Raw genomic sequence first — 26380 nt, forward strand, 5'->3', positions numbered from 1 at the left:
GCCGCTGTGCTTCTCCTGCGGCACGAAGATGCAGCGGGCGGGTAGCTGCTACATCTGCGAGGGCTGCGGCTCGACCAGAGGCTGCGGCTGACGGGGTGTCAGGTCGGCTGGTGAGGGTTCTGGCGTGGGGGTTGCGGCTACGCCTTCAGGCCCGCTGTCGCGGGCCGAGCTGGCTGTTGGGGTGCGGGTCGCTCGTTCGTGTGGGTTCCAGTGTAGTGGGTGCATCATGTTGATGCACCATGTACCGTTGGCGGAAACGTAAGACATCCCCAACCACCCGGGCGGGGCGAGGGAAGCGAGGATTCATTGAATTCCCTGGGCTTCGAAAGGCGCTTTGAGACGCGGAAGGAAATTCAACGTGAGGTTACCGGAATGGCGGCGGGGCAGATTCACGAACTCTGGGTGGCCGCTGGCGGCCTGGAGGACGGGGAGGACCGCCGCCAGCCGTTCAGCACAGAGGACCGGCTTGCGGCGGTTCGGCGGAACGAGCTGAAGCGCATCTGGAACCTGATGACCGAGGACGGGCGGCAGACCTACTCCCCTGAGAGCGACCCGGACGTACACCGCTGGCGCCAGGCGCAGCAGGAGCGTCAGACGCGCGAGAGCAGTGCGGCCGCGGGGCCGGACCCGGAGCTGGTCCGCTATCGGATCGTTGCTGAGCGGACCGACCCGGAGCACCCGGGTGCTGCGCTGCTGACGAACTACGCGTACGGGGGGTCGGTCGCGCAAAGGTCCGGGAGGCGCTGGAGAAGCCGGGCGGTCTGTACGGGGATCAGGGCCTGTACCGCGTGGTGGAGGTGGTGGAGGAGAGCTGGTCCAGCGGGCTCCGGCAGCAGGAGGAGGCACGCCGGCGGTACCTGGCCACCATCCTGGAGAACGCCACCGCCGCCGTACGCGGCCGCGAGCCGCAGGACCCGGACGCGGACCTGGTCAGCCGCCTGGACGACTTCTTCACCCGTGCCGTCGTCTTCCCGGATCCGCGCACCCCCGGCGTACGCCCCCGGCCCCACCAGGCCACGTTCGGCTGGACCAGCGAACAGCCCTACATCGAGCACTCCAGCGACCCCGGCCGCGCTCTGGCCCTGTTCCTCCTGGCCTACCTGGATCACTACGGCCTGAGCCTGGAGGCGGCCGTCCGCACCGGTGACCTGTCCGTTCCGCTGCCGGTGGCCGAAGGCCGGCCTTCGGCGCGCGAAGCGGAGGGGGACGAGGCGCCGCCGGAACTTGTCGAGCGCGTCCTGGACGTCTGCGGGCAGCACTACGCGGCCGTGACCGGCACCAGCTCCGACCAGTGGGACCAGGAGTCGTCCCGGGAGATCGTGGACATCGCCCTGCGGGCCGTGGGCCTGGCGGACCGCGAGACGTACCCGCAGGCACTCGACGAATATCTGGTCGCGAACCGGGCGCGGCTGGAGCAGTTGTGGCGTGTCTATGGGCCCGCCGGCGTCTTCCCGCAGGGTGTCTACCACCTGGTCGAGCTGCCCGGGTCGTTCATGCTGTGCGAGCGGCTCAAGACCGCCCCGATGTGGATCCAGGGGGTCTGGGGCAGGGAATGCGAATCAGACACCCCGCTCGACAGGCTCCGGGAAGCCTGGCTGCACGGCACCGACAAGGACGGCGGGCGATGAGCAGAATTCCCCTGAAGGAACACCAGGTCGTCCAGAAAGCAGCGTTCCGTAAATGGGTGGGATTCCCTGCAAGATCAGCGGTGCCTGCCCGGGGGGCGCGGGGCACGATCGTGTCCGCGACCGGGACCGGGAAGACGATCATGGCGGCTGCGAGCGCGCTGGAGTGCTTCCCGGGCGGCCGGATCCTTGTGACCGTGCCGACCCTGGACCTGCTCGTGCAGACCGCCGGGGCGTGGCGGCTGGTGGGTCACCGGGCACCGATGGTCGCCGTGTGCTCGCTGGACAACGACCCCGTACTGAACAGGCTGGGAGTGCGGACCACCACCAACCCGATCCAGCTCGCCCTGTGGGCCGGGAAGGGGCCGGTGGTGGTGCTGGCCACGTACGCCTCCCTCGTGCAGCGGCCCGACCCTGACCAGCCGGACGCGCCGGCCGGTGCGCAGCAGGACGCGGCGGAGGAGTTCCTGCGCCGGATGGAGGCGCTGTCTCCGGCGGAGACGGAGGAGTACGAGCGGCAGGCGGCCCAGTGGCTGCCGGAGGGCGTCACGCTCCAGGACGTCAAGGATCTGGCAGGTCCGCGCCGTAAGGTTCCCGGGCCGCTGGAGGCGGCGCTGGCGGGTGGAGAGCGGCTGTACGGGCAGCAGTTGTCCGGGTTCGACCTCGCGATCGTGGACGAAGCGCACTCAACCGCGGGTGATCTTGGCAGGCCGTGGGCGGCGATCCACGACAACGAGCGGATTCCCGCCGACTTCCGGCTCTACCTCACCGCGACTCCGCGCATGCTCGCCGCTCCCCGGCCCCGCAGGGGCGCCGGGGTTCAGGACGTGGAGATCGCGAGCATGGCCGACGACCCGGACGGCACGTACGGGGCGTGGCTGCCGGGGGCGGAGCTCGGGCTGTCGGAGGCGATCGAACGGGGGATCCTCGCGGGCTTCGAGATCGACGTTCTGGAGATCCGGGACCCCTCGCCGGTTCTCGTGCTGTCGGAGGAGGCGCAGCGGGGTCGGCGGATGGCGCTGCTGCAGGCCGCGCTGCTGGAGCACGCTGCCCGGTGGAACCTCCGTACGGTGATGACTTTCCACCAGCGGGTCGAGGAAGCCCGTGCGTTCGCCGAGAAGCTCCCGGTCACCGCCGGAGAGCTCTACGACGAGGAGCCCACCGGCGACGACCTGGCTGCCGCGGAGGAGTTGCCGGAGTCGTCGATCGACGCGCGGTTCTACGAGCTGGAAACGCGCCGGCACGTGCCGCCCGACCGGGTGTGGTCGCAGTGGCTGTGCGGGGACCACCTCGTCACCGAACGCCGCGAGACGCTGCGGCAGTTCGCGAACGGCATCGACGCCTCCGGCCGGCGTGTGCACCGGGCGTTCCTTGCGAGCTGCCGCGTCCTCGGCGAGGGCGTTGACATCACCGGGGAGCGGGGCGTGGAAGCGATCTGCTTTGCCGACACCCGCGGCTCGCAGGTCGAGATCATGCAGAACATCGGCCGGGCGCTTCGCCCGAATCGCGACGGCAGCACCAAGACCGCCAGGGTCATCGTGCCGGTGTTCCTGGAGCCCGGCGAGGACCCGACCGACATGACCGCCTCCGCCAGCTACCGGCCCCTCGCAGCCGTGCTCCAGGGCCTGCGCTCGCATGACGAGCGGCTCGTCGAGCAGCTCGCCTCGCGCGCCCTGACCCGCGGACCGCGCACCGTCCACCTCCGGCGCGACGAGCACGGCCGGATCATCAGCACCGGTCAGGCCGACAGCGACAGCAGCGAGGGGGACGGCGACGGCCAGGAACGCGCCGACGCCGCGGCCGAGTCGGCCCTGCTGCACTTCTCGTCGCCGAGGGACGCGGCCACCATCGCGGCGTTCCTCCGCGCCCGCATCTACCGGCCGGAGTCGCTGGTGTGGCTGGAGGGCTACCAAGCCCGGCTGCGCTGGCGGGCCGAGAACGGCATCACCGGCCCGCACACCACCCCCTACGACACCGAGATCAAGCTCGGTATCACGATGTTCCCGGTGGGGCGGTGGGAGCACCAGCAGCGGCGCGCCTACCGCACCGGCGACCTCGACGCCCACCGCATCGAACTCCTCGAAGAATCCGGGATGGTCTGGGAGCCCGGCGAAGAAGCCTGGGAGCGGAAGCTCGGCGTGCTGCGCTCCTTCCACCGCGCCCACGGCCACCTCGCCCCCCGGCAGGACGCCGTATGGGCCGACGTCGACGGCAAGCCCGTCAACGTCGGCCAGCTCGCCGCCAACCTCCGCCGGCCGAACGGGCTGGGCAAGAACCCCGACCGCGCCGCCGTACGCGCCGAGCAGCTCACCGCGATCGACGAGGACTGGAACTGCCCCTGGCCACTGGACTGGCAACGCCACCACCGCCACCTCACCGCCATCGCCGCCGACGAACACCACGGACTCGTACCCGACATCGCCCCCGGCGTGACGATCGACGACGACGACATCGGCACATGGCTCCAGCGGCAGACCCAGCCGGCCACCTGGGCGCAGCTCCTGCCCGAACAGCGACGCCGGCTGACCAGCCTGGGCATCACACCCGCTGAGTCCCCGTCTCCCGCCCCCGCGGCCGCTCGTACTGGCAAGGGGCCGACCAAGGCGCAGCAGGCGTTCCAGCGGGGCGTGACAGCCTTCGCCCAGTGGATCGAGCGTGAAGGCGTGGACCGGCCGATCCCCCGCAGCCACATCGAACGGATCACGGTCGACGGGGAGACGGTGGAGGTCCGGCTCGGCGTATGGAAATCAAATACCCGATCGAGGATTGGCAAGCTCACCGCCGAGCAGCGACAAGCCCTGCGGGAACTCGGCGCCCACTGGGCGTGAACAAGGCGCCCGGATCGGGGCCTTGGGACACTCGGCGCATGCTGCTGATCCGTGACCTCACCCGGGCCGACTGCCCGATGGTGGGGGAACTGCTGGACTCGAACGGCCTGGGAACCGGCGGGGCTTACGACGCCGAGGGCCTGGACGTCATCGTGGCCGAGTTCCACGGAGCCGTCGTCGGGGCCGCCGAGTTCCAGCTCGACTGCGACTTCGGCCGCGACGAAGGCCGGCCGGCCCACCCCGGCCCGCAGGCATGGATCCTGACGATGGCCGTCGCAGAACCCCACCGCGGCCAGGGGGTCGGCCGCGCCCTGGTGACCGAGGTCGCCCGCCGGGCCCGGGACGCCGGCCGCACGTTCCTGGCCCTCGTCCCCCAGGACGGCGACGACATGGCCGGCCGCGAGACGTTCTTCCACGCCGTGGGGCTCGCACCGATCGAACCCGACAGACCAGGCGCGGCCTGGGGCAGCCCGGTTACGCGGATCCTCGACAAGGGCGCTTAACCACGCCGGACCCCCACAGATTCATCCGCTCTCGGAAGTTTTTTCAGATGGTGCGTCACGTTCGCCAACATCCCCTGCACATAAGCCCGTACAACAAGCGCCCTGCTTCGCAAGGGCCCGCGCTCGGGCGTTGGCAGAAGCAGGATATGACGAGGGGTGTTTTGTCATGAATGTGGGATCGGAGCTCGTCGAGACCGTTGAGGCGGTGCTGGACGGGGACCGCGGAGCACGAATCGCGCGGGACGCCGCACGCATCGAGGAGCTGGCCCACACGGGGTTCACGGGGCCTCTCTACGAGGTATTCGAGATCGAGCTGTACCTGGAGGCCCAGCCGATCCTGCTCGGCATGCTCCGCAAGGGCACGCTTGCCCAGCTCGCCCTGAAGCAGTGCCGGAACGCGGGCCTGCCGTTCTTCGTCCACGACGACGACATGCGCCTGCTGCGCAGCAGCAGCAGCGAGCGGGACACCATCCTGGTCGACGTACTCGCGGACGCGATGCGGAAGATCGGCCGTGACCTGCGGGGCGGGGAGGGCTGGACACCGGACTACAAGGGGAAGCGCGGCGCCTGCTGCCTGATGACCTACTTCATCGGCCAGTGCGCATGGGGGTTCCGGCGCGCCTACGTGAAGTGGGCCAAGGAGCGGGTCAACTGGGCGCGGCTGCACACCATGTACGACTTCACGGAGGACGCCGCGAACGGGGCCGGGATCGCTGGGCTGCTCCAGGCCACCAGCTACGAGATCGAATCGGAAGTATTCCCCACCAACTTCGAGGACATCCTCAAGGAGCAGGCGCCGGAGACACAGGCAGTCGTACGACTGACAGTCATGGGCTTCCCGGACACCGAGATCGCGGCGCGGCTGAATCTCACCCACACGACCGTCCGCAAGCGCCGGTCGCGGTTCCGGACAGCCCTGTACCAGGCCGCCCGCGAACGCCGGATCTGGATCCCGGAGCAACTGCACACCGGGACCGCCCCCCACCGACAGAACCAGCGGGGTGCGGCGTGAGCACACAGGGCCTCGCGCTCCTGCTCCTGGCCCTGGCCGTCTGCACGGCCCTCTCCGCTACTGCAGGACTGATCGGCTACAACATCGCCCGTGAGGGGGGCTTGCCGGTCTTCAAGGCCATCGGCTGCGGCAGCTTCGTGTTCTTCTGCGTCATGACGCTGTGCCTCGCGCTGCTGGCCGTGCTGGTCACGGCCGTGACGTAAGTTGGCTGTGTACTGCCTCTCTCCTTGTCTGGGACAGGGAGAGAGGCACGTCTGGCTTTCAGTGGGCGCCTTGGGTTTCCAGCAGGGCCGGGGCGGCTGACGAACCGGCTGCGGCGCGCGCAGAGGGGGCACCCGCGTGGCGTGCCGGCCCCACCGGCCAAGTCGGCGCTACGCTGCCGGGTGCGGCCGGATGCGCACGCCGCGAACCTGGTGCTCGGCTCCCCACGCCGGCATGTCGCAGGTGAAGGACACCGGGGGCTCTGCCCGCGGGGTGGTCCCGCACTTCATGTCGTCGTATCCGTGCACGTCTCGGCTCTGCGGGGTGGTGGGGGCCCTGGAGCGGAGTGCGATGATGACGAAGTCCGGAGCAAGCGGGCCCAAGGCACGCGCCCGGAAGGCGCAGCAGGCCACCGGCGCCAAGTACACCAACGCCCGAGCTGGCCGCGCGCCGCGTCAACGCCGCGGCCGCGTCGTGCAGTTCCTCACCGGGGCCCACCACGACCTCGGGGGGCTCGGGGGGCTGTCGTTGCAGATCGCCGCGTCCTGGGCTCGAAACGGGCTTCGTGTCCTCATCCTCCACGAGTACGAGGGGCCGCCGGTGGACCTGCGCCTGTACTCGCGCCGGGTGCGGGAACGCCGTGCTGCCGAAGCCCGGGTGGAGGCGTGGCCGGGGCACCGCAGCACACTGCTGTGGCAGCCGGCCTCACCCCGGGAGCACGACGGCGAGCTCGTCGAACAGCACACGCCGTGGTACCTGCCCAGTGACAAGCCGGGCCGTCTACAGCGCGACGAATCCCCGCTCGGTGACGCGTTGACGTCCGCCCGGGCCCACTTCGACGCCGTGGTGCTGATGGGCGGCACCTCGTGGGCGAGGACAGAGCACGTCGACGACTTCGTCCTCCTCGCGTCTTTGAGGGACGGCATCCCCGTCAGCCAGCGCATCGCCCGCAAGGCCGGCCGGAAGGAAGAGGTGGTGGAGCACCCGCTGACGCCGCAGCAGAGCGCAGCCCTGCTCCGTGACCGTCACCTGCAGTCTTTCGACCACAGGTCGCCCGTTCCTTTCCTCGGCATGGCCGGCGTGCTCACGCCTCGCCGAAGGCGGACGATGCCGTCCGTAGAGTCTGGGTTTCGTGCCGGCCTCGAAGACGACATGCGGCGCGCCGGCCTTCCCTTGCTGGGCTTCATCACCACGATGGATCACTGGCAGGACGCCGACGAGCCTTCCGCGGTCCTGGCCTCCCCGCCCGACCACGGCGTCGATGACGTCGCCGCCGCGATCCGCGCCGCCTGGTAGAGGAGGGCGCAGCGCAGCCAGGAATAGGGCGTCGCCTCGATCAGCGAGGCGACGGCCTGACCTGGCTCCGGTGCGAGCTCTCTGCAGCGTCCGAGGCTTTCAGTACGCGCGAGGCGAGCTGCTGGGTCCCGGGGGCGCCGGGTTGGTGCCGTCTACAGATCGAACAGTGCGCGCAGTCCCACCTCGACGGCTTCCATGACCAGCTCGTCTACCAGGCCGAGGTCGTCTTCGAAGCGGTCGGCGGACAGGGTGCGCAGCTCGGTCAGGGCGATGGTGCCGGTGGAGGGGGTGGTGACCGGGACGTCGGCGACGGTGGACTCGCGGATCTCCTGCGGGTAGATCAGCACGCAGGTCGCCGCCTTGTACACGTCGTTGAACACGTCGGAGGAGACGACGAGCACGTGGGCGGGCCCGCCGGCGAAGTGGATCGCGTAGACGTGGCCGCGCTTCACCGGCCGGCCACCCGGCCCCACCGGGCCAGCGCCTCGTCCTCGCTCTCGCCGAGCACGGCCGTGGTGGTCATGATCCCGGCCTCCCGCCGCAGCCGCGCGGAGCGCTCCAGCTCGGTCTTGAGCATTTCCCGCCGCAGCAGTCTCGCGGTGTAGGCGGAGACGTTCGGGGCGTGGCCCTTGACCCAGTTCGCCACGTCATCCGGCAGCGACACCGTCATATTCACCGTCATGCCGTCATCATATCCACCGTCATGCCCGGGGGTGAAGGCCGCCAGCACCTGACAGCCGAACCCTGCCCGGCCGCGTCCGGGCCACACCCGGCGGATGACCAGGTCCGCACCCTCACCGCATACCGTTTCCGCCCGATCGCGTGGTTTTGTCTCCCGGCTCCCTCGCAAGCGCTGCAGTGGCCCTTTGAATATGGCCATGAACCAGCTCCGACGCGGTCTGATGGCCGCTGTGCTGACCCTGCCCCTGCTGACCGCCGCGGCTCCCTCCTCGCCGGCCGCGGCACCGGCGGCGATCGACTGCCCCGACGGCTACGTGTGCATCTACCCCGAGATCGACTTCGGCGGCCAGCCCTGGGTGAAACGGGCCGTCGACGGCAGCGTGAACGACCTGCCCTCCGCCATCCGCGACCGCGGCAGCTCCGTACGCAACAACTCCGACCGCACCGCACGCGTCTACGAAAAGCGCGACTACTCCGGCCGGTGGGTATGCGTCACCAAGAGCGGCGGCTCCATCCACGACCTGCGCAGCTACAACCTCAACGACCAGACCCGCTCCCTGCGCATCAACCGCAACGACTGCGGCTGAACCCCCGCCGACGACGCAGGGCTTCCCGCCCGGGGAACGCGGTCCGCACCGACACGGCGGCCCGCCCGCGAGGCATGTGAGCGGGCTGCCCCGCTGACGGGCCGAGAACGGCATCGTCAGCCCCCACACCGCCCCCTATGACCGGTCGAATGGGCATTGCCGCGCCCGCCCGCAGCGCGGCACCGTACCGCGGCAGCGGCATCCGAACCTCCTGGCGTGGTTGGTCCTGGACCACGACGCGCTCTTCGAGGACCTCGGGGAGCCCTCCATGGGGGTGCGGAACCTCAACGAGCTCGCGGCCCTGGCGCCGCCGGAGACCGAGTTCGCGACGGCCACGGCCGTACGCCGCGTCGCTGCAGGAGAAACGGGACTCACCCGCGCACTGGAGGACCTGGCGCTGCCGGACTGCGTCCACGCCATCGCGATCTGCACCGCGGTCATGCTGCTGGAAGCCCACGGCCCCACCGGCGCCCTGAAGCACCTCGACGAACAGGCAGCCGCGCACGAGCGCGAAGGCCGCCCCCGACCCCACACCACCACCTGACACGGTCACCGCCACGGCCGGGGAGCAGAAGACCGACCGGCAGGGCCGCCGGGGACGGGCCGGCTCTTCCACCGGGGCACGCTGCGGCCAATCCTCTGTGTGCGCCGGCGAACTTCCAGGGCCTTGGCCCCGGAGTCGGCGAGCTGCCGGATGTCGGCGATCTCGCCGGTATCGGCGTCGTACAACTGCCGACGAGCGGCGGACAGCGCGCGCTCGCCGCCTCCCGCCGACCGGGGCTACGACACCCAGCCGCGCCACCGCCCCGTACGCCCGGGGACCGTAGATGCTCCCTCTTCCTGGATGGCTGGCGGGTGAGCGCTAGCTCTTCCGTGCGACTGCGCAGAAGGCGTTGACCTCGTCCGGAAGCCTCCAGCGAGTCTCTTCGGGCCGCCAGCGGGATACAGACACCAGCCCGGGGTCCAGCACCTGAAGGCCGGTGAGGAACCGGGTCATCTGCTCGCGGTCACGCAACCGATACGGGTCCCCGCCCTCGGCCCTCGTCTTCTCGGCGGCGTCCGCAGCCTCGCGGTTGATCGCATTGGTGCCGTCCTCGAAGACGAGGTAGCTGCCCGGCGCCAGCGCCTCGACCAACCGGTCACGGATGGCGTACGCCTCCTGGTCGTCCCAGATGCTGCCCAGGATGCCCAGCATCATCAGCCCGACAGGGCGCGTGAAGTCCAGCGTGCGGGAGGCCGCGGCGAGGATCGCCTCCGGATCACGGGCGTCGCAGTCGACGTACGCGCACGCGCCTTCGGGTGTGGAGGCGAGCAGGGCGCGGGCGTGCGCGAGGACGAGGGGGTCGTTGTCGACGTAGACGATCCGGCACGCCGGCTCGATGCTCTGGGCGACCTCGTGGGTGTTGTTCGCGGTGGGCAGGCCGGTGCCTATGTCGAGGAACTGCCGTAACCCCGCCTCCCGCACCAGCAGCCGCACCGCCCGGCCGAGGAAGAACCGGGAGTGCCGGGCCGCGTCGACGATCGCCGGGTAGACCTCACGGACCTGATCACCAACAACGCGGTCCGCCTCGTAGTTGTCCTTGCCGCCCAGCCAGTAGTTCCACATCCGGGCCGAATGCGCCACCGTCGGATCGATCTTCATCACAGCATCACCACGGTCTTCCACAAGAGCCTCCTGGTACGCGGGAACGTGTCAGCCGACAACGTAGCCGCAGTCGACGAGCGCGTTTCCGCCAGGTTGAGCAGCCGCCCTCGGCGTGGCGGGCGATCAAGAGCACCGAGTCCGTCAGAGTAGGCGGATGCGCTGGGACATGATCGGGAGCGCCGCCGCGGTGGCCGTCCTCGCCACGGGCTGTATGTCGGTGTCGGGCTCCCCGAACTCGGGCGCGCAGCGCGAGCGGGCGGCCGGGACCGTGAGTACCTGTTCCTGATCCCCGCCTTGATGACCCGGCGCCTGGCCCGCGAAGGCGCCACCCCCAGATGGCGGCCGAGGAGATCGGCGTGATTCGACTGGTATCCCTGACGTCATCATGCCGTCAGGGATACCCTGACGGCATGACCAATCAGTTTGAACCGCCGGCCTCTGCCTTGTCGCCGGACCCTGCCTTGCTTCGCGTCTTCTTCGCGGCGAAGTCGAAGGATTCGACCCAGCAGGCCCCGCTGACGCCTCTGGACGAGGCGTACGTTGCCCACGCCGATGCTCTGCTCCGTCTTGCCCACCGGGCACTCGCTGATTTCCCTCTCAAGCCACGCATTGCCCACGAAAATGGCGGTAACCTCCGCGACGCGCTGGAGCTGCGTCGCATGGCCGACGACGTAGTGGCCAAGGCCGTCGTCGTCGAACGGGAACGGGGAGCCAGTTGGACCGAGATCGGCCAGGCTGCGGAGATCAGCAAGCAGAGCGCACACGAACGATGGAACCACGCTGTCTATGCGTGGACCGTCCTCGACCGGCAACACAGCAGCATGCACGGCTCCACCGTTGCAGCCCGTGGCATGGACGCTTGGTATGCGGATCTGAACGCGGTGTACGGCCGCGAGCAGCATGCAATCACCGCCGGGCTCGCCTCAAACGACCCCCGCAACATCGTGGAGCAGCAGGCCGCTGACACGAACCGAACCGCTGCCCGCAATCTGCACCAGCGTGAGGAGGAACTGCGTCGGAAGAACACCGACGCCTATGAAGAGGCATTCGTAGCCATCGGCACGGACAGCCACGCCATCGCCCGGCAGCACTGGGCCGACACTCATGTGGAGCGGGCAGATGTCTACGACCAACTTGCCGAAGCTGAACCCACCATGGCTGACGAACACCGTAGAGCCGCAGCCAAGCAACGCGCCATTGCCGACGAAATCCTCAGGCCCACGAAAAGACGTGACGCGGAGGAAGAGGGAGAGGAGCAGTAAGGAAGGCGGTCAGCCGTCGGTCGGCGCTTGTTTCCTCGGCCAGCTCAGGAATCGAATGCCGCCTGATGGTGCAGGTTTGCCGGGCTCGGCGGTCGGCTGGGGAGTGATGGGGCTGGCGGGCTCGTGCCGGTGGTGGAAGGATCGGTCCGAGCCGGTCCCTCGGGGGTCCCTGGGAGGGGTTGGTGACCGCCAACTCCTCTGCGGTCAGTCCCGGTTGGCCTCGCGGGAGTCCGGCTGTCCGCTGCGTCGTGAGGACCGGCGGGTGATGCGCCTGGTCATGAGGGTGATCGCGGCCCAGGTGATCAGGGATTCCGAGTGCTGGATGAGCCGTTCGTAGTCTCGCGCGTGTCGGCGGGCGTGCATGATCCAGGCCAGGGACCGCTCGACGACCCAGCGGCGGGGCAGGATGACGAATCCCGGGGTGTTCTTCGGCCGGCTGACGGTCTTCAGGGTGAGTCCGAGGTTCTTCTTCGCCCAGGTCACGAGCTGTCCTGCGTAGCCGGAGTCGGCCCAGGCGATGGTGATTTCGGGGTGCATCAGCCGGAGCCGGAAGAGGACTTCCTTGGCCGCGTCGCGGTCGGTCATGTCGGCCGGGGTGACCATGACGAACAGCGGCAGGCCCTTGGTGTCCACGACCAGGTGCCGCTTGCGGCCGTTGATTTTCTTCGCGCCGTCGTAGCCGCGGGAGTCGCGGCCGACGGTCTCGGCGGCCTTGACTGACTGGGAGTCGATCACGGTGGCGACCGCGCCGGGTGCCCGGCCCATCTCGCGCCGGATGCGTTTGCGGAGCTGGTCGCGGATCTGGCCGACAACGCCAGCGGCTGCCCAGCGGGCCATGAAGTTGTAGCAGGTCTCAACCCCAGGACACGGGGGGCACGGTTAGCCACCGCTTCACCAGGACCGCCGGCACCGCGACCGGCTCGTACGGTGCGAGGGCTGCGGCGATGGCCTCCGCCAGGCCGTCGACGTCGTGCACGACATGCGACGGCGGGGTGATCCAGATACGTGGTTCGGCGTCCGGCCCGTCCTGATTGGCGATCAACTGTGCGTACAGATGCGTCTGGCCGCTCGGGTCGCTCTCGTAGCCCCAGGTGCTGTACTTTTCCCAGCCCGGCGCCCAGTACGGATGCGGACCTCCCCGGGACAGGTCGGGCTCCGCCGGGCGCGGCTTCGGCGCCCGGGTGTACGACGGCCCATACACGATCTCCCAGATACCATCGGCGTGTTCGAGCACGTCCATCCGGACATGCTGCTTCAACTGGCGCAACTGCTCACGGAACCCCTCCGCATGGAGCCCGGCCTCCTGGGCGAGCGCCGGGATGTCCGCGTCCCGCAACTCCAGGCCCATGATGATGGGGGCCTCTTCCGGCGCGTAGGGAGGCGGGGACGCATCGGTGCGCGCTGCCAGCAGCAGGAAGACTCGCCGCGCCGTCTCATCGGCGATGTCCAGACTGCGTACGTATGCCAGAGCATGCTTGTTCACCGCGAGCCCTCCCAGATGCGATCGCGTGACCCGACCGTACGACGAACAGGCGCCCCTGGGTGAGGCACTGGGACGTCCATTCCCAGTGCCTCGCGCGTAGGTACGCGCTCAATTGCGTCTGGCCTCCCCCTCGGGGAATGCCGCGTCCGACCGGACGGCGTACAGCCGGGCGCCGGGCTGAAGCCCCGGCCGCCCGGGAGCGCCCGGCGCCGACCGGGCAGCGGGGTGCCCCCGCGGCGTCTTGCCGTACGGCACAGCCGACCTCAAGCCCCCGGGCACCGCCCTGTGGCTCCTCGTGTTCCCAGGGAGATTCGGAAATCACCGGATGTTCCTCGTCAGCTTCGGGTTGGGCGTACGGCGCGTACAGGTGACTCCGCCCGCGAACCGGGGGTGCCCGCGGGCCGGGGAGGCTATGCAGAGCGGGTGAAGACGATGCTGATGCGCGCCGCGCTCGCCCTGGCCGCCCTGCCCACTCTGCTCGCGGTGTCGGCCTTGCCCGCCTACGCCGCTCCCGGCGACGAGGTCACCGCGCCCCTGGCCGAGCTGATCTCGGATCTTCCCGTCCAGCCGGAGGGTTCCAGGGACGGCTACTCGCGCGACCGGTTCAGGCACTGGGTCGACGAAGATCGCGATGGATGCGATACCCGCCGGGAGGTTCTCCTCCAGGAGGCGATCAGGCCGCCGGAGGTCACCGGGCGGTGCGCCCTCGTGGCCGGTACCGGCCAGTGGTACTCCTGGTACGACGAGGAGACCTGGGGCGACCCGGCGGACCTCGACATCGACCACATCGTGCCCCTCGCGGAGGCGTGGGACAGCGGGGCGGCGGCATGGACGGCCGCCGAGCGGCGGGGCTACGCCAACGATCTCGGCGACGAGCGCAGCCTGGCTGCGGTCACCGACAACGTCAACCAGGCCAAGGGCGACAAGGACGTGGCTGAGTGGACCCCGCCGGCGGCGTCGGCCGTCTGCCGCCACACCACCGATTCGGTCGTAGTCCGGACGCGGTGGGGCCTGAGCACGGACAAGGCGGAACTGGACGCCATCAACCGGATCATGACGGGCTGCCCCGACGAGACCATCACCGTGACCCTCGCCCGCTGAAACCCGCGTGGAGAACCAGACCAGGCCGCCCTCGGGCCCGCGGGCCTCGCCCCCGGCGGGCGGCGCCCGCCGGGTTGGCCTGCCGGGGGCGGCCGGCCGCGATGAGTTGCTGGCCCGGCGTATCGGCATAGCGCAGTGCCATAGTGGGGCTCGTGAGCTACAGCATCTTCGTCCAGCGGTTCGTCCACGGAGAAGAGGAAGCAGTGGACACCACCGTGTTCCGGAACATGATCGCCCCGTACGTCGTCGGGGATGCTGCGTACGGCTGCTACAACGTCCGCGCCGGCGACGGCAGCAGCGCGGAGATTCACGTATCCGACGAGCCGGGCATGACCGGGTTCATCGTCACCCGCTTCACCAGTGGTGCCGTGATGGATCTCGTCACCGAGATTGCCCGTGCCCTGGGAGCCTGCATCCTGCTCCAGGAGGGCGTGGCGGTCGTGGCCGACCCGATGGGCCGTGAGCAACTGCCTCCGGAGTTCCGGGAGTCGGCCGTGATCGGCCTCACGAGCGCGGGCATCGACCTCGCGCTGACCCGGGCGTGAGCGTCAGCAGCTCGACCCGCCCGTAGAAGTCGTCCCGGGTATCGACAGCGCAGAACGTCACCGCCGTCCCGGCCGGTGAGCCGGCCCGTACGGGCCCCGCAGCCCGCGAGGGCCCGTACGGGGGGCGTCGCCGTGAAGCTACCGGGGGTCCGGGATGGTCACCCGGGCCTCCGCCAGGACGATGCCGGTCACCGGGTCGCGGTGCACGGGGACGTACAGGCCCCACACGGCCTGACCGCCGGCCGTGACCAGCCTCCGACCCACCCGGCGTCAGCGGTCTCCATCACGCGACCGGCGAGCGGAGCACCCACAAAACGGACTATCACTGCATTACCTCCAATTGGCGGGACGCTCCCGCCTCGCCCCTTCCCCGAGGCTCGGCACCGCCCGAACAGCAACAGGACGCCGACGTATCCCTGCTGGACCAAGGCCGCGGCGCTCTCTTCCGACGTCAGTCGCTGGGCGGTCGCCCGATCCCGACGACGGTGCCCGGAATGTCAGTGCTGCCAGGCATCCTGAGGTCCAGAACCGAAACGACTCCGAGACGGGATGACCGATGACGCAGACCACGCACGAAGCGCCGAGCGCCGAGGAGTTGCCGGAGGCGCTGGGCGCGCGGCGGATCGCCGGTCTGCTCGCCGAGCGTCTCGGGGAGCCGGTTGCCGCCGACGACGTGGAGGAGTTGGTGGCGCAGGAGGTGCTGGTCTCCTCAGGTTCGTACAAGGGCTGGCCGCTGTACGCGACGGCCGACGCGCTCGCCCTCGATGAGGGGTTAGTGCGCCGGCTGGTCGCCGAGCGGGTGGCGTGGGAGGCGGCGAGCCTGCCCCTGGATGAGGCTGCGGAGCGGATCGGCTGGCACCGGCGCGACCTCCAGCGCATGGGCGGTGAAGGGCGCATCACGACCGGCCGCGGCGGCCGCTACCTCATCGAGGACGTCGACCGGCTGGCCGCCGAAGCTGACGGCGAGCAGTACATCACCGCGGCCGCGGCCGCCGACGTGCTGGAGATCCGCCACCCCACCGACTGGCAGTACATCGAGGCAGCCGGCTGGATCGAGCCCGCCGCCACCCACGAGATGCCCGTGGGCGCCTCCGGCCGACGCTCGGTCACCGTGGCGCTGTTCCGGCTCGCCGACGTCCGCGCAGTGCGGGAGATGCCCGGCGTCGACTGGGAAGCGGTCCGCGGTCTGGGCAAGGGCGCCGGCTCGCCGCTGCGCGAGTACGCCGCGCTCGCCCCCACCCGCGCCAAGAGCGTCAAGGGCTTCGCGCAGGCCCTGGCCGACCGGCACCGCGTCACGGTGTGGGCCTGGCACAGCCCGTACTCCGGCGGCTGGGAAATGGACTGGGAACGCCACGACGACGCCACCCCCACCATGGCCCAGGTGCAGGAGGAACTCGCGGCCGACCCCGAGACGGCCCCGTACGCCGGCGAGATCACCCTGTGCCCGTGGTGGGGCGGCATCACCCGCGAAGCACGCGCCCTGCTGCAGCCCGGCGCCGCGGTCATCCTGGACACCGAGACCACCGACCGGGACGGGCAGACCGTCGAGATCGCCGTCATCGACGCCGCCACCGGCAAGACGCTGCTGGACACGCTGGTCAAACCCGAAGCCGCGATCACCCCGGGGGCGTACTGGATGCACGGCATCACCGACGCCCACGTGGCCGGGGCCCGCCCGTGGGAGAAGATCCTGCCGAAGGTCAGGCAGGTCACCAAGGGCCGGACCATCTGCGCGTACAACGCCGACTTCGACCAGAGCGTGGTCCTCGCCGACACCCACCGCACCGGGAAGAAACCGCTCCACCTGGCCTCCGACACCAACTGGTACTGCCTGATGCAGGCATACGCCGACTGGCTCGGCTCGAACCGCTGGCTCCCCCTCGGCGGCAGCCACCGCGCCGCCGGCGACTGCCACGCCGCCCGCCAGATCCTCCAGGAGATCGCCAACGGCCGCGGCACCGCCTTCACCCCGCGCAAGCCCGAACCCAGCACCACCGCTCCCTGAACACCCGCGCACCCCAGAAGCAACCAGATTCGGCCGGGCCGCGTCGTCGTCGGCATGACCGCCACCCACCCGCCTGCCTCACCCGACAACCCGCACTGCGGTCGCGGTGCCGACCCCAGCAGTGAGGACCCGGTGGGGTGCCGGGGGCGTCGCGTACGGCGCCCGGCGCCCGACGCGGGCGGGGACGAGCCCGAGTCGTACGACGCGTGCCTGGCCCACCTCACTGACACCGACCGCGACGCCTACCTGATCACCCTCCGTCCCGGAAGCGAACTCCACCACCCCGGCACAACCTTCGACACCGCCCTCCTGGGCCGCCTGCTGAATGCCGTACGCGACCCCGCCACCGGCCAACCGCGGCTTGGCGCGGTTGACTTCCGCGGGGCGACCTTTGAGGCCGAGGTCGACTTCCACAACGCGACCTTCGAGCGCAACGCCTGGTTCGACGGAGCGACCTTCCAGGACGTCGCCGAGTTCGGGGATGCGACTTTCCAGCACCTCGCTCGGTTCCACGATGTGAGTTTCCAGAACTACGCCGAGTTCCACGGCGCAACCTTCGAGCACAACGCCTGGTTCACCAGAGCGACCTTCCAGGACGTCGCCGGGTTCGAGGATGCGACTTTCCAGCACCTCGCTCGGTTCCACTATGTGAATTTCCAGAACTACGCCGAGTTCCACGGCGCAACCTTCGAGCGCAACGTCTGGTTCACCAGAGTGACCTTCCAGGACGGCGCCGGGTTCCACCGTGCGACTTTCCAGGGAAACGCCGGGTTCAACGATGCAACTTTCCAGGGCAACGCCCGGTTCAAGAATGCGACTTTCCAGGGCAACGCCCGGTTCGTTGGCACTGCCTTCCGTGTACCGCGGATCGGCCCGTTCGCCTGCTGGAAGACGGTGGACTTGTCGGCCGCAGTCTTCGAAGCCGCCGTCATCATCGAGATTGCGGCGCGCGACCTGGACTGCCAGCAGACACGCTGGGCTTCGACCGCCGGCTTGCGGCTTCGGCACGCGACGGTGGATCTCAGCGACGCGGTCCTGGAGTACCCGGTGAGCGTGAGCGCTCATGCCGCCCCGTTCCACCGGGAGCAGGACGAAGGAGTAGCCGATGAGTCCGGAATCGAGCCCGCCGCGGTGCGCATGCTGTCCCTGCGGGGAGTGGACGCGGCGCACCTCGCCCTCACCGATGTCGACCTGAGCGGCTGCCGCTTCGCCGGCACCGTCCACCTCGACCAGCTCCGCCTGTACGGGCACTGCCCGCTGCCCCGGGCGCCGGGCGGCTGGCACCGCCGCGGGCTGCTGCCGGTGCGCATCACGGCGCGGCAGACCCTGGCCGAAGAGCAGCACTGGCGCGCCGCGCGCCCGCGTGCCGCGGCGGGATGGATGCCGCCGCCTGGCGGCAGTGCTCCGTTGGAGCCGACCGCGTTGGTGTCGCTCTACCGGGAGTTGCGCAAGACGTTCGAGGACGGCAAGGACGAGCCGGGCGCGGCGGATTTCTACTACGGCGAGATGGAGATGCGCCGCCACGACCCGCGCACTCCGGCCGCCGAGCGGTTCCTGCTGCGACTGTACTGGGCGCTGTCCGGCTACGGACTGCGCGCCTCCAGGGCGCTGGGCTGGCTGCTGGCGGCGATGTTCACGACCGTCGTGCTGATGATGCTGTGGGGGCTGCCGAAGGAGGCGCCCGAGCCGGTCAGCACCGGCACCGTCGACGGCCGCTCCGTCACGCTGACCACCGATACCCCCGCACCGCAGAGCCCGGACTCCCCATACGGGGAGAGGCTGTCGGCCGAGCGGTTCGATCCCGCGCTTCGCGTCGTGATCAACTCGGTGGTGTTCCGCAGCAGCGGACAGGACCTGACCACCTTCGGCACCTACACCGAGATGGCCTCCCGCTTCACCGAACCCGTCCTCCTCGGCCTGGCCGCACTCGCGATCCGCAACCGCGTCAAACGCTGATGCTGTGGTCCTGATCAGCCGGTGTGGTGGGTGACCCTGCCGTAGGAGTAGACCATGGCGGCAGGCGGCATCTCGGCGTCGCGGAGGGCGACTCCAGGTGCGGGGTTCGTGTCGGCCGGCCACACGCCAACGGTCATCGAGCCGAGATGGTTGCGCAGGAGTCGGGTCTCCTGCGCAACGTCCATGGCGAAGACCTCGGTGGAGCCGGTGGCCGGTAGGGCTTGAGTACCGGCGCGCAATCCCCTGCGCTCGGGGCCGTTCTCGTCATCGACGAGCACGAGGTAGGCATAGCTGGTGGTCATGGTTCTCCGATCGGGTCGAGCTGCCCAGAATCTTGATCAATATCAAGTTAGTGGCGACCAACTTGGCCCGAGGGTGCCTGTTGCCAGGCTACCGAGCACCCTCGCTCGGGCGCGGTCGTGTCAGCTCACGTACGGGTCGGTGTGGGTCAGGCCGTGGTCGATGCGCATGCGCAGTGCCGGATGGATCGGGTAGCCGTCGAGCTCGGCCGGGTTCACCCAGCGGACTTCCTGGGCTTCGGCGGGCTCCGGGCGGACGCTGCCGCCGACGACCCGGGCGCGCAGGCAGATGTTGATGGGCTGGCGTACCTCGTCGACCTTGTCGCCGTGGAGGTAGACGATCACGTGGTCCGGGGTGGAGAACACACCGACCAGGCCCGTGACTTCCACCTGGAGGCCGGTCTCCTCGCGGCACTCCCGCACGCCGGCCTGGCCGACGGTCTCGCCCTTCTTCACCCCGCCCGTGGGGATGGTCCACAGGTCGTTGTCGACCCGCTTGAGGAGCAGCAGACGGCCGTCGTCGTCCTGGACGAAGACGCTCGCGGAGGTCTTCCGGCTGGTGGGCTTCGGGGCGCTGGGGTCCTGCCAGTGGTCGATGCGCCGGGTGCGGTGGGACATGGTGTTCAGGCCTCCACGGTGGTCGGCGCGGGGCGGGCTGAGGCCCACACGCGCTCGTAGGACTCGACGTAGGTGTGGAAGTACCGTCCGTCGATGCGGCGCAGGTGCATGACCGGGGTGCGCGCGGCGAGGACGCCGTAGGCGTGCACGTTGACGATCATGTCGTCGTCGAAACGGTAGATCGAGTTGTACAGCGGGGTGTCGTGGAGCCGGACTTCCACCGAGTCCGGCATGTGCTGCTCGTAGTAGGCGCGCACCGCGGCCACCCGCCCGGCGACGCCGCCCCCGATCCGGTACTCCCTGTCGCGCGCTGCGAGTTGGGCGCCGTCGGGGTCGCCGAGGAGAAGCCGTACGCGCACCCCGGTGCGTGCCTTCGCGGCCAGCGTGCCCAGCCACTCGGGGTGCTCCTCGGTGAGGAAGAGGCCGGCGAACGCGAGGAGGTCGACGTCGCGCTCGGCGGCGCGCAGCAGTTCCATCCACAGGTGCGGGGGAACCTCGCTTCGCCGCGGGTAGGTGGCGACGATCTCGGCGCCCGCCAAGGAAGCCGTGTTCGTGGCCTCCGGCCACAGGTACGACTCCTCCTCGCGGACGATCGCGGCCACCCGGTACCGGGTGCGCGGGTAGGGCGCGGTGCCGGCGATCCAGCGTTCGACGGTCTTGGTGGAGACCTCGGCGGCGGCGGCGAGCCCGGCGATGTCGAGGTTGGCGCGGTGCATGGCGCGGCGGAGGCGTTCGTTCGTGCCCATGCCGCTCAGGATGGCAGCAACCCCCGTATGTCGGCGTGTAGATGTCCGCAGATGTCTTGCCGTGTCGGTGCGCTGTCCGCCGCAGAGCGCAATGATCAAGTAGGAAGGCCCGCGCGATCCCGTCACCGGCGCGCGGGTGCGGCTCACGCACGTGGAGCGTCATGTCCGAGCCCCGTACCCCCGCATCGCCGCAGGCGCGTGAGCGTCCCGTGATGACGCTGCGCGTGTCCCGCGACAGCGGGCGTACCTGGGAACGGCAGCAGCGCTTCTACCGTCGCGACTGCGAGCCGGTCACCCCGTTCGGCATCAGCAGAATGCCGCCGTGCCGGTGCCCCCGCTGCAGGGGGACGCCGCGGCCGGAAGAACCGTTCCGCCCCTGGCGGGGCGGCTTCTCCCCCGGCTTCGGTTCCTGACGTTCCTGACGTCCGGGCGCCGTCCGCATCAACCGCCCCGCCTGCCGCGCACGCGCCGCGCGGGCGGGCAACCAGACCGCCCACCCGCGACCCCGGAGGGCGGGCCCGCCCCGGCCGCGCCGCCCCCGTGAGCGCGGCCGGGGCACCGTCCGTCTCCGGCCCCGGGCGTCCGGAGCAGCAACCGAGGAAGGAAGCCACCAGGGTGAGCACGAGCAGCAACGGGACGAGGAAGGTGAAGCCGACGCCCGGGACGCGGCCCGGCTGGGACGAGTTAGGCCACCGCCTGCTCCAGACCCGGGCCATGAGCAGGGACTGGGCCGGTGCGTTCGCGGCGGTCGACCGGGCGCGCTACCTCCCGCCGGTCCTGTGGCCGGCGGATGGCGCCGACGGCGCCGCGGGGGTCCACCGCCACACCGCACCGGGCCACTGGTGGGCCTGCGCCGATTCCGACACGGCGCTCGTGACGCAGTGGGACGACGGCGAACACGACGGCGGCGAACCGGGCATCGAGGCGACAAGTGCGGCGCCGAAGCCCTCAACGGCGATGTCGATGCTCCGCGATCTCGACGTGCGGCCCGGGATGCGGGTGCTGCAGATCGGCACCGGCTCGGGCTGGACCGCCGGGCTCCTGGCCCGCCGCCTCGGCGGGGACCGCGTGGCGACCATGGACGTGGACAGGCACCTGGCCCGGGCCGCCCGGCGCCGGCTGGCCGATGCCGGGCTGTGGCCCACGGTCCTGGAGCGCGACGGACTCGACGGCGACCCCGTCGAGGCCCCGTACGACCGCCTGCTCGCCACCTGCTCACTGCGCACCATCCCGACCGCGTGGATCGAGCAGATCCGGCCCGGCGGCATCATCCTCGCCCCGTACAGCACCGGGTGGGGCGGCCGGGACGCCCTGGTGAAGCTGGTCGTCGCCGACGACGGCGGCAGCGCGTCCGGCCGGTTCCTGCGGCTCGTCGACGGCTCGGACGGATTCCAGATCGCCCGCGGCCAGCGTGAGGAGCGCCCCCGGCACGAGGAGTACGTGCCGGACACCTGGCCCGCCACCGTGCGCCGGCCGGCCACGCACCTGCGGCCCGAGGACCTGACCGGCCGCGGCCCGGCCGACGCCGGCGCCTTCGCTCTCGGCCTCGTGGTGCCCGGGGCCACACACACCGTCCACCACCACGGCGGCCGGGTCACCGCCTGGCTCTACAGCCTGACCGCCCCCTCCTGGGCCACCGTGTCCTGGCCTCCCGGCGGCGGCCCGGGCCGCTTCTACGCGCACGGCCCCCGCGAACTGTGGACGGAGATCGAAAGCGCGTTCCGCTGGTGGAACGCGCAGGGCACGCCGACCGTGGACCGCTTCGGCCTGACCCTCCACGCGGCCGACGGCGAACACCGGGTCTGGATGGACTCCCCGGACCACGCCCTGCCCGTGGCAAGTTGGGAGGGAATGCGTGAGCGGTCCCGCGGCCGCTTCCCTGGACCGTGGCGGCCTTCGGGCCCGGCAGCCTGAACTGCCCGCTCATGGCCAACAACCCAGACGTCTCGGACTTACTCGCGCGCGGCGGCGGCACGTAGCGGCGCCAGCGGCACGACGACGATCGTCGTCCTGTCCAGCGTCGCCCTGGTCATCGTGCTCATCCTCCTGATGGCCCGCGCCGACTCCAGGAGGCGAAAGCAGAAACACGACTGACCCGCTGCAACGAAGCCGAGAGCGGTGAACAGGAGCGGCGTGCGCACGACGCTGGCGGACCGGTCCCGGGGCGTGTCGCGTGTGGTCTGCCCGGCCCGGCCCCGACTCGCCACAGCCCTCACATCGAATGGGCTCGCCCCCGGCGGTCGCGTGACCCGGCTTGCCGCGACCGGCTCCGGAGGGGCCAGGCAGGTGAAGGCAGGCTCGGGGGCGTATCCGGGCGGTGGGGCGGCTGGTTGAGGGAGTCTACGGACCATCCGGCCCGTACCGGGAGCTCAATGCGCTGCGAGGCACACGATGGGCCGTCATCAACCGAACAAGCCGCGCCGCCCGCGCGGCCGTGACGACGAGCCGCCCACGGAGTGGTACGGCACCGGGTTCCACTCCACCGAGGGCATGTACCACCTGGATGTACGCCCGTCCGGCAACAGCATTCTGATCACGTCCTCGCCCGCCGAGGTCGACGGTGCCCCGGCAACATGGGCGCTGCGCCTGCGCAACGACGACGACGGGCAGGGCCTGGACGCCCTGGGAGCGGCCCTCGAAGCCGGGCAGCCACACGGGATCCCCGTGGAAGCAGGGCAGGGCTCCGAGAAGGCGCTCGTGTTCATCCCGGACCACCCCGGGGCCGGCACCGGCACCCTCGCCCGGGTCCGCAGCACAACCGGCTCCGAGGGCGACTTCACCTTCGAGCGCTGCGCGGAGCGGCCCATGGACCTGTGGGCCGAGGCCGGGCAGAACCTCCGCCGGATCGTGCCGTTCCTCGGCCCCGGCTCCCCGCCGGCGGACGAGGAGTACCGGATGTGCCCCGGCTGCCACCGGCCCGTCTACGAGAGCTCCGACTCGCACACCGTGCTCGGCGCCGACCGGCTGCCGGTGCTCGGGCTGTGCCGGCTGTGCGCCGACGGCAGCACCCTCCGCTCGCTGCGTCAGTCCGGCGCACCCGTCCCGCCGCAGCAGCTCGCGATCCTGGAAACCGTCGCCGCCGCACTGGCGTAGCCGCAAACACACGGCACGGCGTTCGTTCGGGCCAGGGCACCAGTCCACCCTGGCCGGCCGTCGCGAGTTCAGGTGAGGTCGACGTCGAGGTGGTCGATGTCGGTGACCGTCACCTCCAGGCCCGCCGCGCGGCGGCCGCGGTCCTGGAAGTACGCGTGGCCCAGGCCGGCGCCGAGGAGGTCGCGCAGTTCGTCCTCGTCGGCGCCCGCGGCGTGCCGGTCCAGGAGCCGGCCGGTGATGTCCGGGGGGAGTTGCTCGGTGATGCGGCGCATGCGGGGGTCGTCGGTCGAGCCGGGCGCGGCGGTGAACCCGAAGCGCGCCCGCGTCTCGACGATGGCGCCGCGCTGCGCGGCCTGCCGAATCGCACGGGCCCGTACGCGGGGCTGCCAGCTCTTGCGGACCTCGCGCTCCAGCGCGGCGGCCAGCCGCGGGGTGGGCCGTTTGACCTGCCCGGCGAGATAGCGCTCGACCTGGCGCTGGGAGCAGCCGAGCCGGGCGGCGGCGCGGCGGGTGGAGCCCTGCTCCGCCTTGACGAGGAACCGCATCCGGGCCTGCGGGCTCGCCGGGATGGGGCGGGTCGCGGTGGCCTGAAGCGCCGCTTCCAGGGACTCGCCGATCGTCGCCACCGCTTACTCCTGCCCGTCGCGGGTGGGGTCGTCCTTGATGTGCCGGGCCGGGTTGTAGCCCTGCTCGATAACCTCCGCGGCCCACCACAGGTCCCGTACGCCCTCGACCTTGGTCATGCCCGGGGACACCCCGAGACGGAAGACGCCCGGCAGCGGCTTGCCTTCCAGGGTGCGGGGCAGCAGGTCCAGCGGCGACGGGGTGGAGGCGGGGTAGACCACGCAGTCGGAGAGCACCCCGACCGGGTAGCGGCCGTGGGCGGCCATCTTGACCATCTTGCGGTGCATGTTCACGCGGGCGGCGGCGATGACCGCCGCCCGGATGTCCGGCCGCCACGTCGGCCGTTCCAGAGCCGGCCACCGCTGATCGGTGCGGAACCTGGCCTTGCCCTGGGCCCGTTCGCGGAGCTTGCCGATGCCGCCCTTGACCGTCGCCTTGATCGCGGACAGCACCGCGGCTGCCACTGGGTCAACGTCCTTGTGACCGGCCATCGCCTGGAGGTAGTCGGCTTCGGTGAGGTCCTTGGTCACGCCGAGGTCGGCCATCGTGGCCAGGTACGCGTCGCGCAGCCGCTCGTACCACGGGTCCAGGTACGCGCCGGCCTCCGGGCGCAGCCATGCCTCCAGCGGCGCGACGTCGTGGCCGAGTTCGACGGCGTAGGCGACGGTCGGGGTGGCGTACCAGGCGGGGCCGGCCGGGCGGTCGCCGGTGGGGGTGAACGGCGACGGCAGGCGGGGATCGAGTTCGATGTGGGAGAGGTCGACGTACCAGGCCCCGGGGATCTTCTTGTCGAAGCGGGGGCCGTCGGTGTGGACTGGGGCGGACAGCCCGACGGTCAGCCGGTTCGCCGCCGCGGCGAAGGCGGCGTTGACGTCCAGGCCGATGACGTACGGCAGTTCGCACTCGGCGTCGGTGAATCCGCCGGGGCGTACCCAGTCGTACGCCTCCTCGTCCAGTTCCTGCCCCGCGGGGCGGTCCTGGGCGATGGGGTGTTCCTCCGGGGCCTCTGGCGGGGCGGGGTCCACCGCGCTGGTCAGCGATCCGGCCACCGGCCCGGAGACCCAGGCGGCGCCGTCGCGGACGGGGCGGGTCGGTGGCCGCAGCGCGGTCATCAGCTCCAGACCGTTGACCGCGGTGGAGCCACGAGGGGTGAGCACCCGGGCCGCGTACGTGCCGAGCATCCGCGCCAGCTCGGCGGGCGACAACTCCTCGGCGCGGGGCCAGGCGCGGTCCTCCAGCGCGTCCCAGCCGAGGACGGCGAGCTGGACGCAGCGGCGGCGGCCGTGCTCGGCGGGGCGGTAGATCCGCGGCCACGGGCCGAACCCGCGGCGGGTCAGCTTCCAGCCCGCGGCCAGGATCTCGCGCACCACCGGGTGATCCTCCGCCAGGCGCAGGCCGCCGTCGACGCGCCGGTCCGCCAGTTCCGCGGGCAGCCCGAGCCGTTCCGCGGCCGCGGGGGTGAGGGCTACGAGTGGGTCGGCGTCCTGCCCGTAGCGGTGCAGGCGCTCAGCACCGAGCCCTGCTTGCAGCACCCAGTCGACGAGCTCCGCGACGGTGCCGGCGGGGCAGGGCATCGTGCGGCCGTCGGCGAGGTGGGCGACGCCGGCGCCGTCGAGCACCGCCAGCGGGCCCGCCGGGTAGCGCCCCTCCCCCGCCGGCGCAGCGGTGGGCGCGGGCGGGGAGGTGGGCTTCCGTGCGGCTGGCCGCCGCAGCGGCGGGGCCGGGCTCGTCGAGGTTGGTCGGGCGGTCCGCTTCGGAGGCGGGGCCGGGTTGGAACGGGCGACGGGGACGGCGGGTTGAGGGTGCTGGTGTGCGGGCGGCGCGGCCGCGGCGTCTGCGGGCGCGGGCTCCGCTTCCGTCGTTTCGTGTCGGACAGGGGCGGCGGCGGGCGCAGCCGGTACCGCGGGGGCCGTCTCGTGCTCGTCTTGCCCTGCGGGTGCGGGGTAGAGCTCCGCGAGCTTGCTCAGCAGCCGTGCGTACGCCTCCCGTTCCGGGCCCCGCGGCTCCGGCTCGCCCTTCTCCCAGCCCGACATCGTCGCCCGCCGCACCCCCAGCGCAGTGGCGACCTCCTCCAGCGTCAGGCCGTGCGCGACCCGCAGCCGCTTGCGCTCCTCCGGCGGCAGCAGCGGTGAGCGCGACTCGACCAGCGCGTCGACCGCGTCGAACCTCTCGGCATCGGACACAGGGCACCTCCAGCCCCACACCCTACTCACACAACCGTACAGATCGCGTACATTCCCCGTACACACCGCGTACGGGTGTGGGCTGGG

The 26380-nt window shown here is 71.0% G+C and carries 25 protein-coding genes and 1 pseudogene; 15 read left to right on the forward strand and 11 right to left on the reverse strand.

Translation table 11 applies throughout. The features are described from left to right. Window positions 1-788: 788 nt before the first annotated feature. The 6 genes from FB457_RS33455 to FB457_RS33485 all read left to right on the forward strand — a co-directional run bounded on the left by FB457_RS33455 (window position 789) and on the right by FB457_RS33485 (window position 7465). Entirely contained in the window at window positions 789-1628 is an 840-nt protein-coding gene (locus FB457_RS33455; protein ID WP_486589230.1) for a hypothetical protein, read from the forward strand. After that, entirely contained in the window at window positions 1625-4453 is a 2829-nt protein-coding gene (locus tag FB457_RS33465; RefSeq protein WP_486589231.1) for a DEAD/DEAH box helicase, read from the forward strand. Before FB457_RS33455 ends, FB457_RS33465 begins: the two co-directional genes overlap by 4 nt. Window positions 4454-4491: 38 nt before the next feature. Continuing rightward, window positions 4492-4956: a GNAT family N-acetyltransferase gene (locus tag FB457_RS33470; protein ID WP_186462081.1), complete on the forward strand. Its 465-nt coding sequence runs from the start codon at window positions 4492-4494 to the stop codon at window positions 4954-4956. Between the two features lie 166 nt (window positions 4957-5122). Then, window positions 5123-5968 (forward strand): helix-turn-helix domain-containing protein, encoded by an 846-nt coding sequence (locus FB457_RS33475; protein WP_145784334.1) that lies wholly within the window; start codon window positions 5123-5125, stop codon window positions 5966-5968. Next, a complete protein-coding gene (locus FB457_RS33480; protein ID WP_145784336.1) occupies window positions 5965-6171 on the forward strand; it encodes a hypothetical protein in 207 nt (68 codons plus the stop codon). The genes FB457_RS33475 and FB457_RS33480 overlap by 4 nt, the downstream gene beginning before the upstream one ends. Window positions 6172-6520: 349 nt before the next feature. Beyond that, entirely contained in the window at window positions 6521-7465 is a 945-nt protein-coding gene (locus tag FB457_RS33485) for a hypothetical protein (RefSeq protein WP_145784338.1), read from the forward strand. Between the two features lie 152 nt (window positions 7466-7617). On the opposite strand, the gene FB457_RS35545 is transcribed toward FB457_RS33485, so the two are convergent. Beyond that, the gene (locus FB457_RS35545) at window positions 7618-7917 is read right to left on the reverse strand and encodes a type II toxin-antitoxin system PemK/MazF family toxin (protein ID WP_186462082.1); all 300 of its coding nucleotides are present in this window, start codon (window positions 7915-7917) and stop codon (window positions 7618-7620) included. Next, a complete protein-coding gene (locus FB457_RS35550) occupies window positions 7914-8147 on the reverse strand; it encodes a hypothetical protein (RefSeq protein ID WP_186462083.1) in 234 nt (77 codons plus the stop codon). Before FB457_RS35550 ends, FB457_RS35545 begins: the two co-directional genes overlap by 4 nt. 196 nt (window positions 8148-8343) lie before the next feature. On the opposite strand from FB457_RS35550, the gene FB457_RS33495 reads away from it, so the two are divergent. Together FB457_RS33495 and FB457_RS33500 are read left to right on the forward strand one after the other, a co-directional pair. Beyond that, window positions 8344-8733, forward strand: a complete 390-nt coding sequence (locus FB457_RS33495; RefSeq protein ID WP_486589232.1) for a peptidase inhibitor family I36 protein — start codon at window positions 8344-8346, stop codon at window positions 8731-8733. 220 nt (window positions 8734-8953) lie between these two features. Further along, window positions 8954-9277: a hypothetical protein gene (locus FB457_RS33500; protein ID WP_145784342.1), complete on the forward strand. Its 324-nt coding sequence runs from the start codon at window positions 8954-8956 to the stop codon at window positions 9275-9277. Between the two features lie 318 nt (window positions 9278-9595). On the opposite strand, the gene FB457_RS33505 is transcribed toward FB457_RS33500, so the two are convergent. Further along, window positions 9596-10375 (reverse strand): SAM-dependent methyltransferase, encoded by a 780-nt coding sequence (locus FB457_RS33505; RefSeq protein ID WP_145784344.1) that lies wholly within the window; start codon window positions 10373-10375, stop codon window positions 9596-9598. 413 nt (window positions 10376-10788) lie between these two features. Here FB457_RS33505 and FB457_RS33510 point away from each other — a divergent pair, with 413 nt between their 5' ends. Then, entirely contained in the window at window positions 10789-11640 is an 852-nt protein-coding gene (locus tag FB457_RS33510) for a hypothetical protein (protein ID WP_145784346.1), read from the forward strand. Between the two features lie 254 nt (window positions 11641-11894). Here the strand turns inward: FB457_RS33510 and FB457_RS33515 are convergent. Then, window positions 11895-12486, reverse strand: a pseudogene (locus FB457_RS33515) (IS5 family transposase); the annotation flags it as partial. A 7-nt stretch (window positions 12487-12493) separates the two neighbouring features. Next, the gene (locus FB457_RS33520) at window positions 12494-13123 is read right to left on the reverse strand and encodes a hypothetical protein (RefSeq protein ID WP_145784348.1); all 630 of its coding nucleotides are present in this window, start codon (window positions 13121-13123) and stop codon (window positions 12494-12496) included. A gap of 432 nt (window positions 13124-13555) precedes the next feature. Here FB457_RS33520 and FB457_RS33525 point away from each other — a divergent pair, with 432 nt between their 5' ends. Together FB457_RS33525 and FB457_RS33530 are read left to right on the forward strand one after the other, a co-directional pair. Beyond that, entirely contained in the window at window positions 13556-14224 is a 669-nt protein-coding gene (locus tag FB457_RS33525; protein WP_186462091.1) for an HNH endonuclease family protein, read from the forward strand. Between the two features lie 152 nt (window positions 14225-14376). Beyond that, entirely contained in the window at window positions 14377-14769 is a 393-nt protein-coding gene (locus tag FB457_RS33530; RefSeq protein ID WP_145784349.1) for a hypothetical protein, read from the forward strand. Window positions 14770-14907: 138 nt separating this feature from the next. Here FB457_RS33530 and FB457_RS33535 read toward each other — a convergent pair whose 3' ends face one another. Continuing rightward, window positions 14908-15033 carry a hypothetical protein gene (locus FB457_RS33535; protein ID WP_486589233.1) on the reverse strand — a complete coding sequence of 42 codons (126 nt, stop codon included), beginning with the start codon at window positions 15031-15033 and terminating at the stop codon, window positions 14908-14910. 292 nt (window positions 15034-15325) lie between these two features. On the opposite strand from FB457_RS33535, the gene FB457_RS33540 reads away from it, so the two are divergent. Then, window positions 15326-16774 (forward strand): 3'-5' exonuclease, encoded by a 1449-nt coding sequence (locus tag FB457_RS33540; protein ID WP_145784351.1) that lies wholly within the window; start codon window positions 15326-15328, stop codon window positions 16772-16774. Between the two features lie 54 nt (window positions 16775-16828). Then, on the forward strand, window positions 16829-18730 hold the full coding sequence (locus FB457_RS33545) for a pentapeptide repeat-containing protein (RefSeq protein ID WP_145784353.1): 1902 nt from the start codon (window positions 16829-16831) through the stop codon (window positions 18728-18730). Window positions 18731-18744: 14 nt separating this feature from the next. Here FB457_RS33545 and FB457_RS33550 read toward each other — a convergent pair whose 3' ends face one another. The 3 genes from FB457_RS33550 to FB457_RS33560 form a co-directional block, all read right to left on the reverse strand. After that, window positions 18745-19032, reverse strand: a complete 288-nt coding sequence (locus FB457_RS33550) for a hypothetical protein (protein ID WP_145784355.1) — start codon at window positions 19030-19032, stop codon at window positions 18745-18747. 120 nt (window positions 19033-19152) lie between these two features. Beyond that, window positions 19153-19647 carry an NUDIX hydrolase gene (locus FB457_RS33555; protein ID WP_145784357.1) on the reverse strand — a complete coding sequence of 165 codons (495 nt, stop codon included), beginning with the start codon at window positions 19645-19647 and terminating at the stop codon, window positions 19153-19155. 5 nt (window positions 19648-19652) lie between these two features. Then, a complete protein-coding gene (locus FB457_RS33560; protein ID WP_145784359.1) occupies window positions 19653-20393 on the reverse strand; it encodes an XRE family transcriptional regulator in 741 nt (246 codons plus the stop codon). Between the two features lie 615 nt (window positions 20394-21008). Here FB457_RS33560 and FB457_RS33570 point away from each other — a divergent pair. Together FB457_RS33570 and FB457_RS33575 are read left to right on the forward strand one after the other, a co-directional pair. After that, complete coding sequence (locus FB457_RS33570; RefSeq protein ID WP_145784361.1) at window positions 21009-22307, forward strand: methyltransferase domain-containing protein; 1299 nt, start codon at window positions 21009-21011, stop codon at window positions 22305-22307. A gap of 477 nt (window positions 22308-22784) precedes the next feature. Then, window positions 22785-23486, forward strand: coding sequence for a hypothetical protein (locus FB457_RS33575; RefSeq protein ID WP_145784363.1), 702 nt, complete (start codon window positions 22785-22787; stop codon window positions 23484-23486). 68 nt (window positions 23487-23554) lie between these two features. Here the strand turns inward: FB457_RS33575 and tpg are convergent, their stop codons facing one another. Next, on the reverse strand, window positions 23555-24112 hold the full coding sequence (gene tpg / locus FB457_RS33580) for a telomere-protecting terminal protein Tpg (RefSeq protein WP_145784366.1): 558 nt from the start codon (window positions 24110-24112) through the stop codon (window positions 23555-23557). A 3-nt stretch (window positions 24113-24115) separates the two neighbouring features. Further along, entirely contained in the window at window positions 24116-26293 is a 2178-nt protein-coding gene (gene tap / locus FB457_RS33585; protein WP_145784368.1) for a telomere-associated protein Tap, read from the reverse strand. Between the last annotated feature and the right edge of the window lie 87 nt (window positions 26294-26380).

The organism is Streptomyces sp. CNZ287 (genome assembly GCF_007827615.1).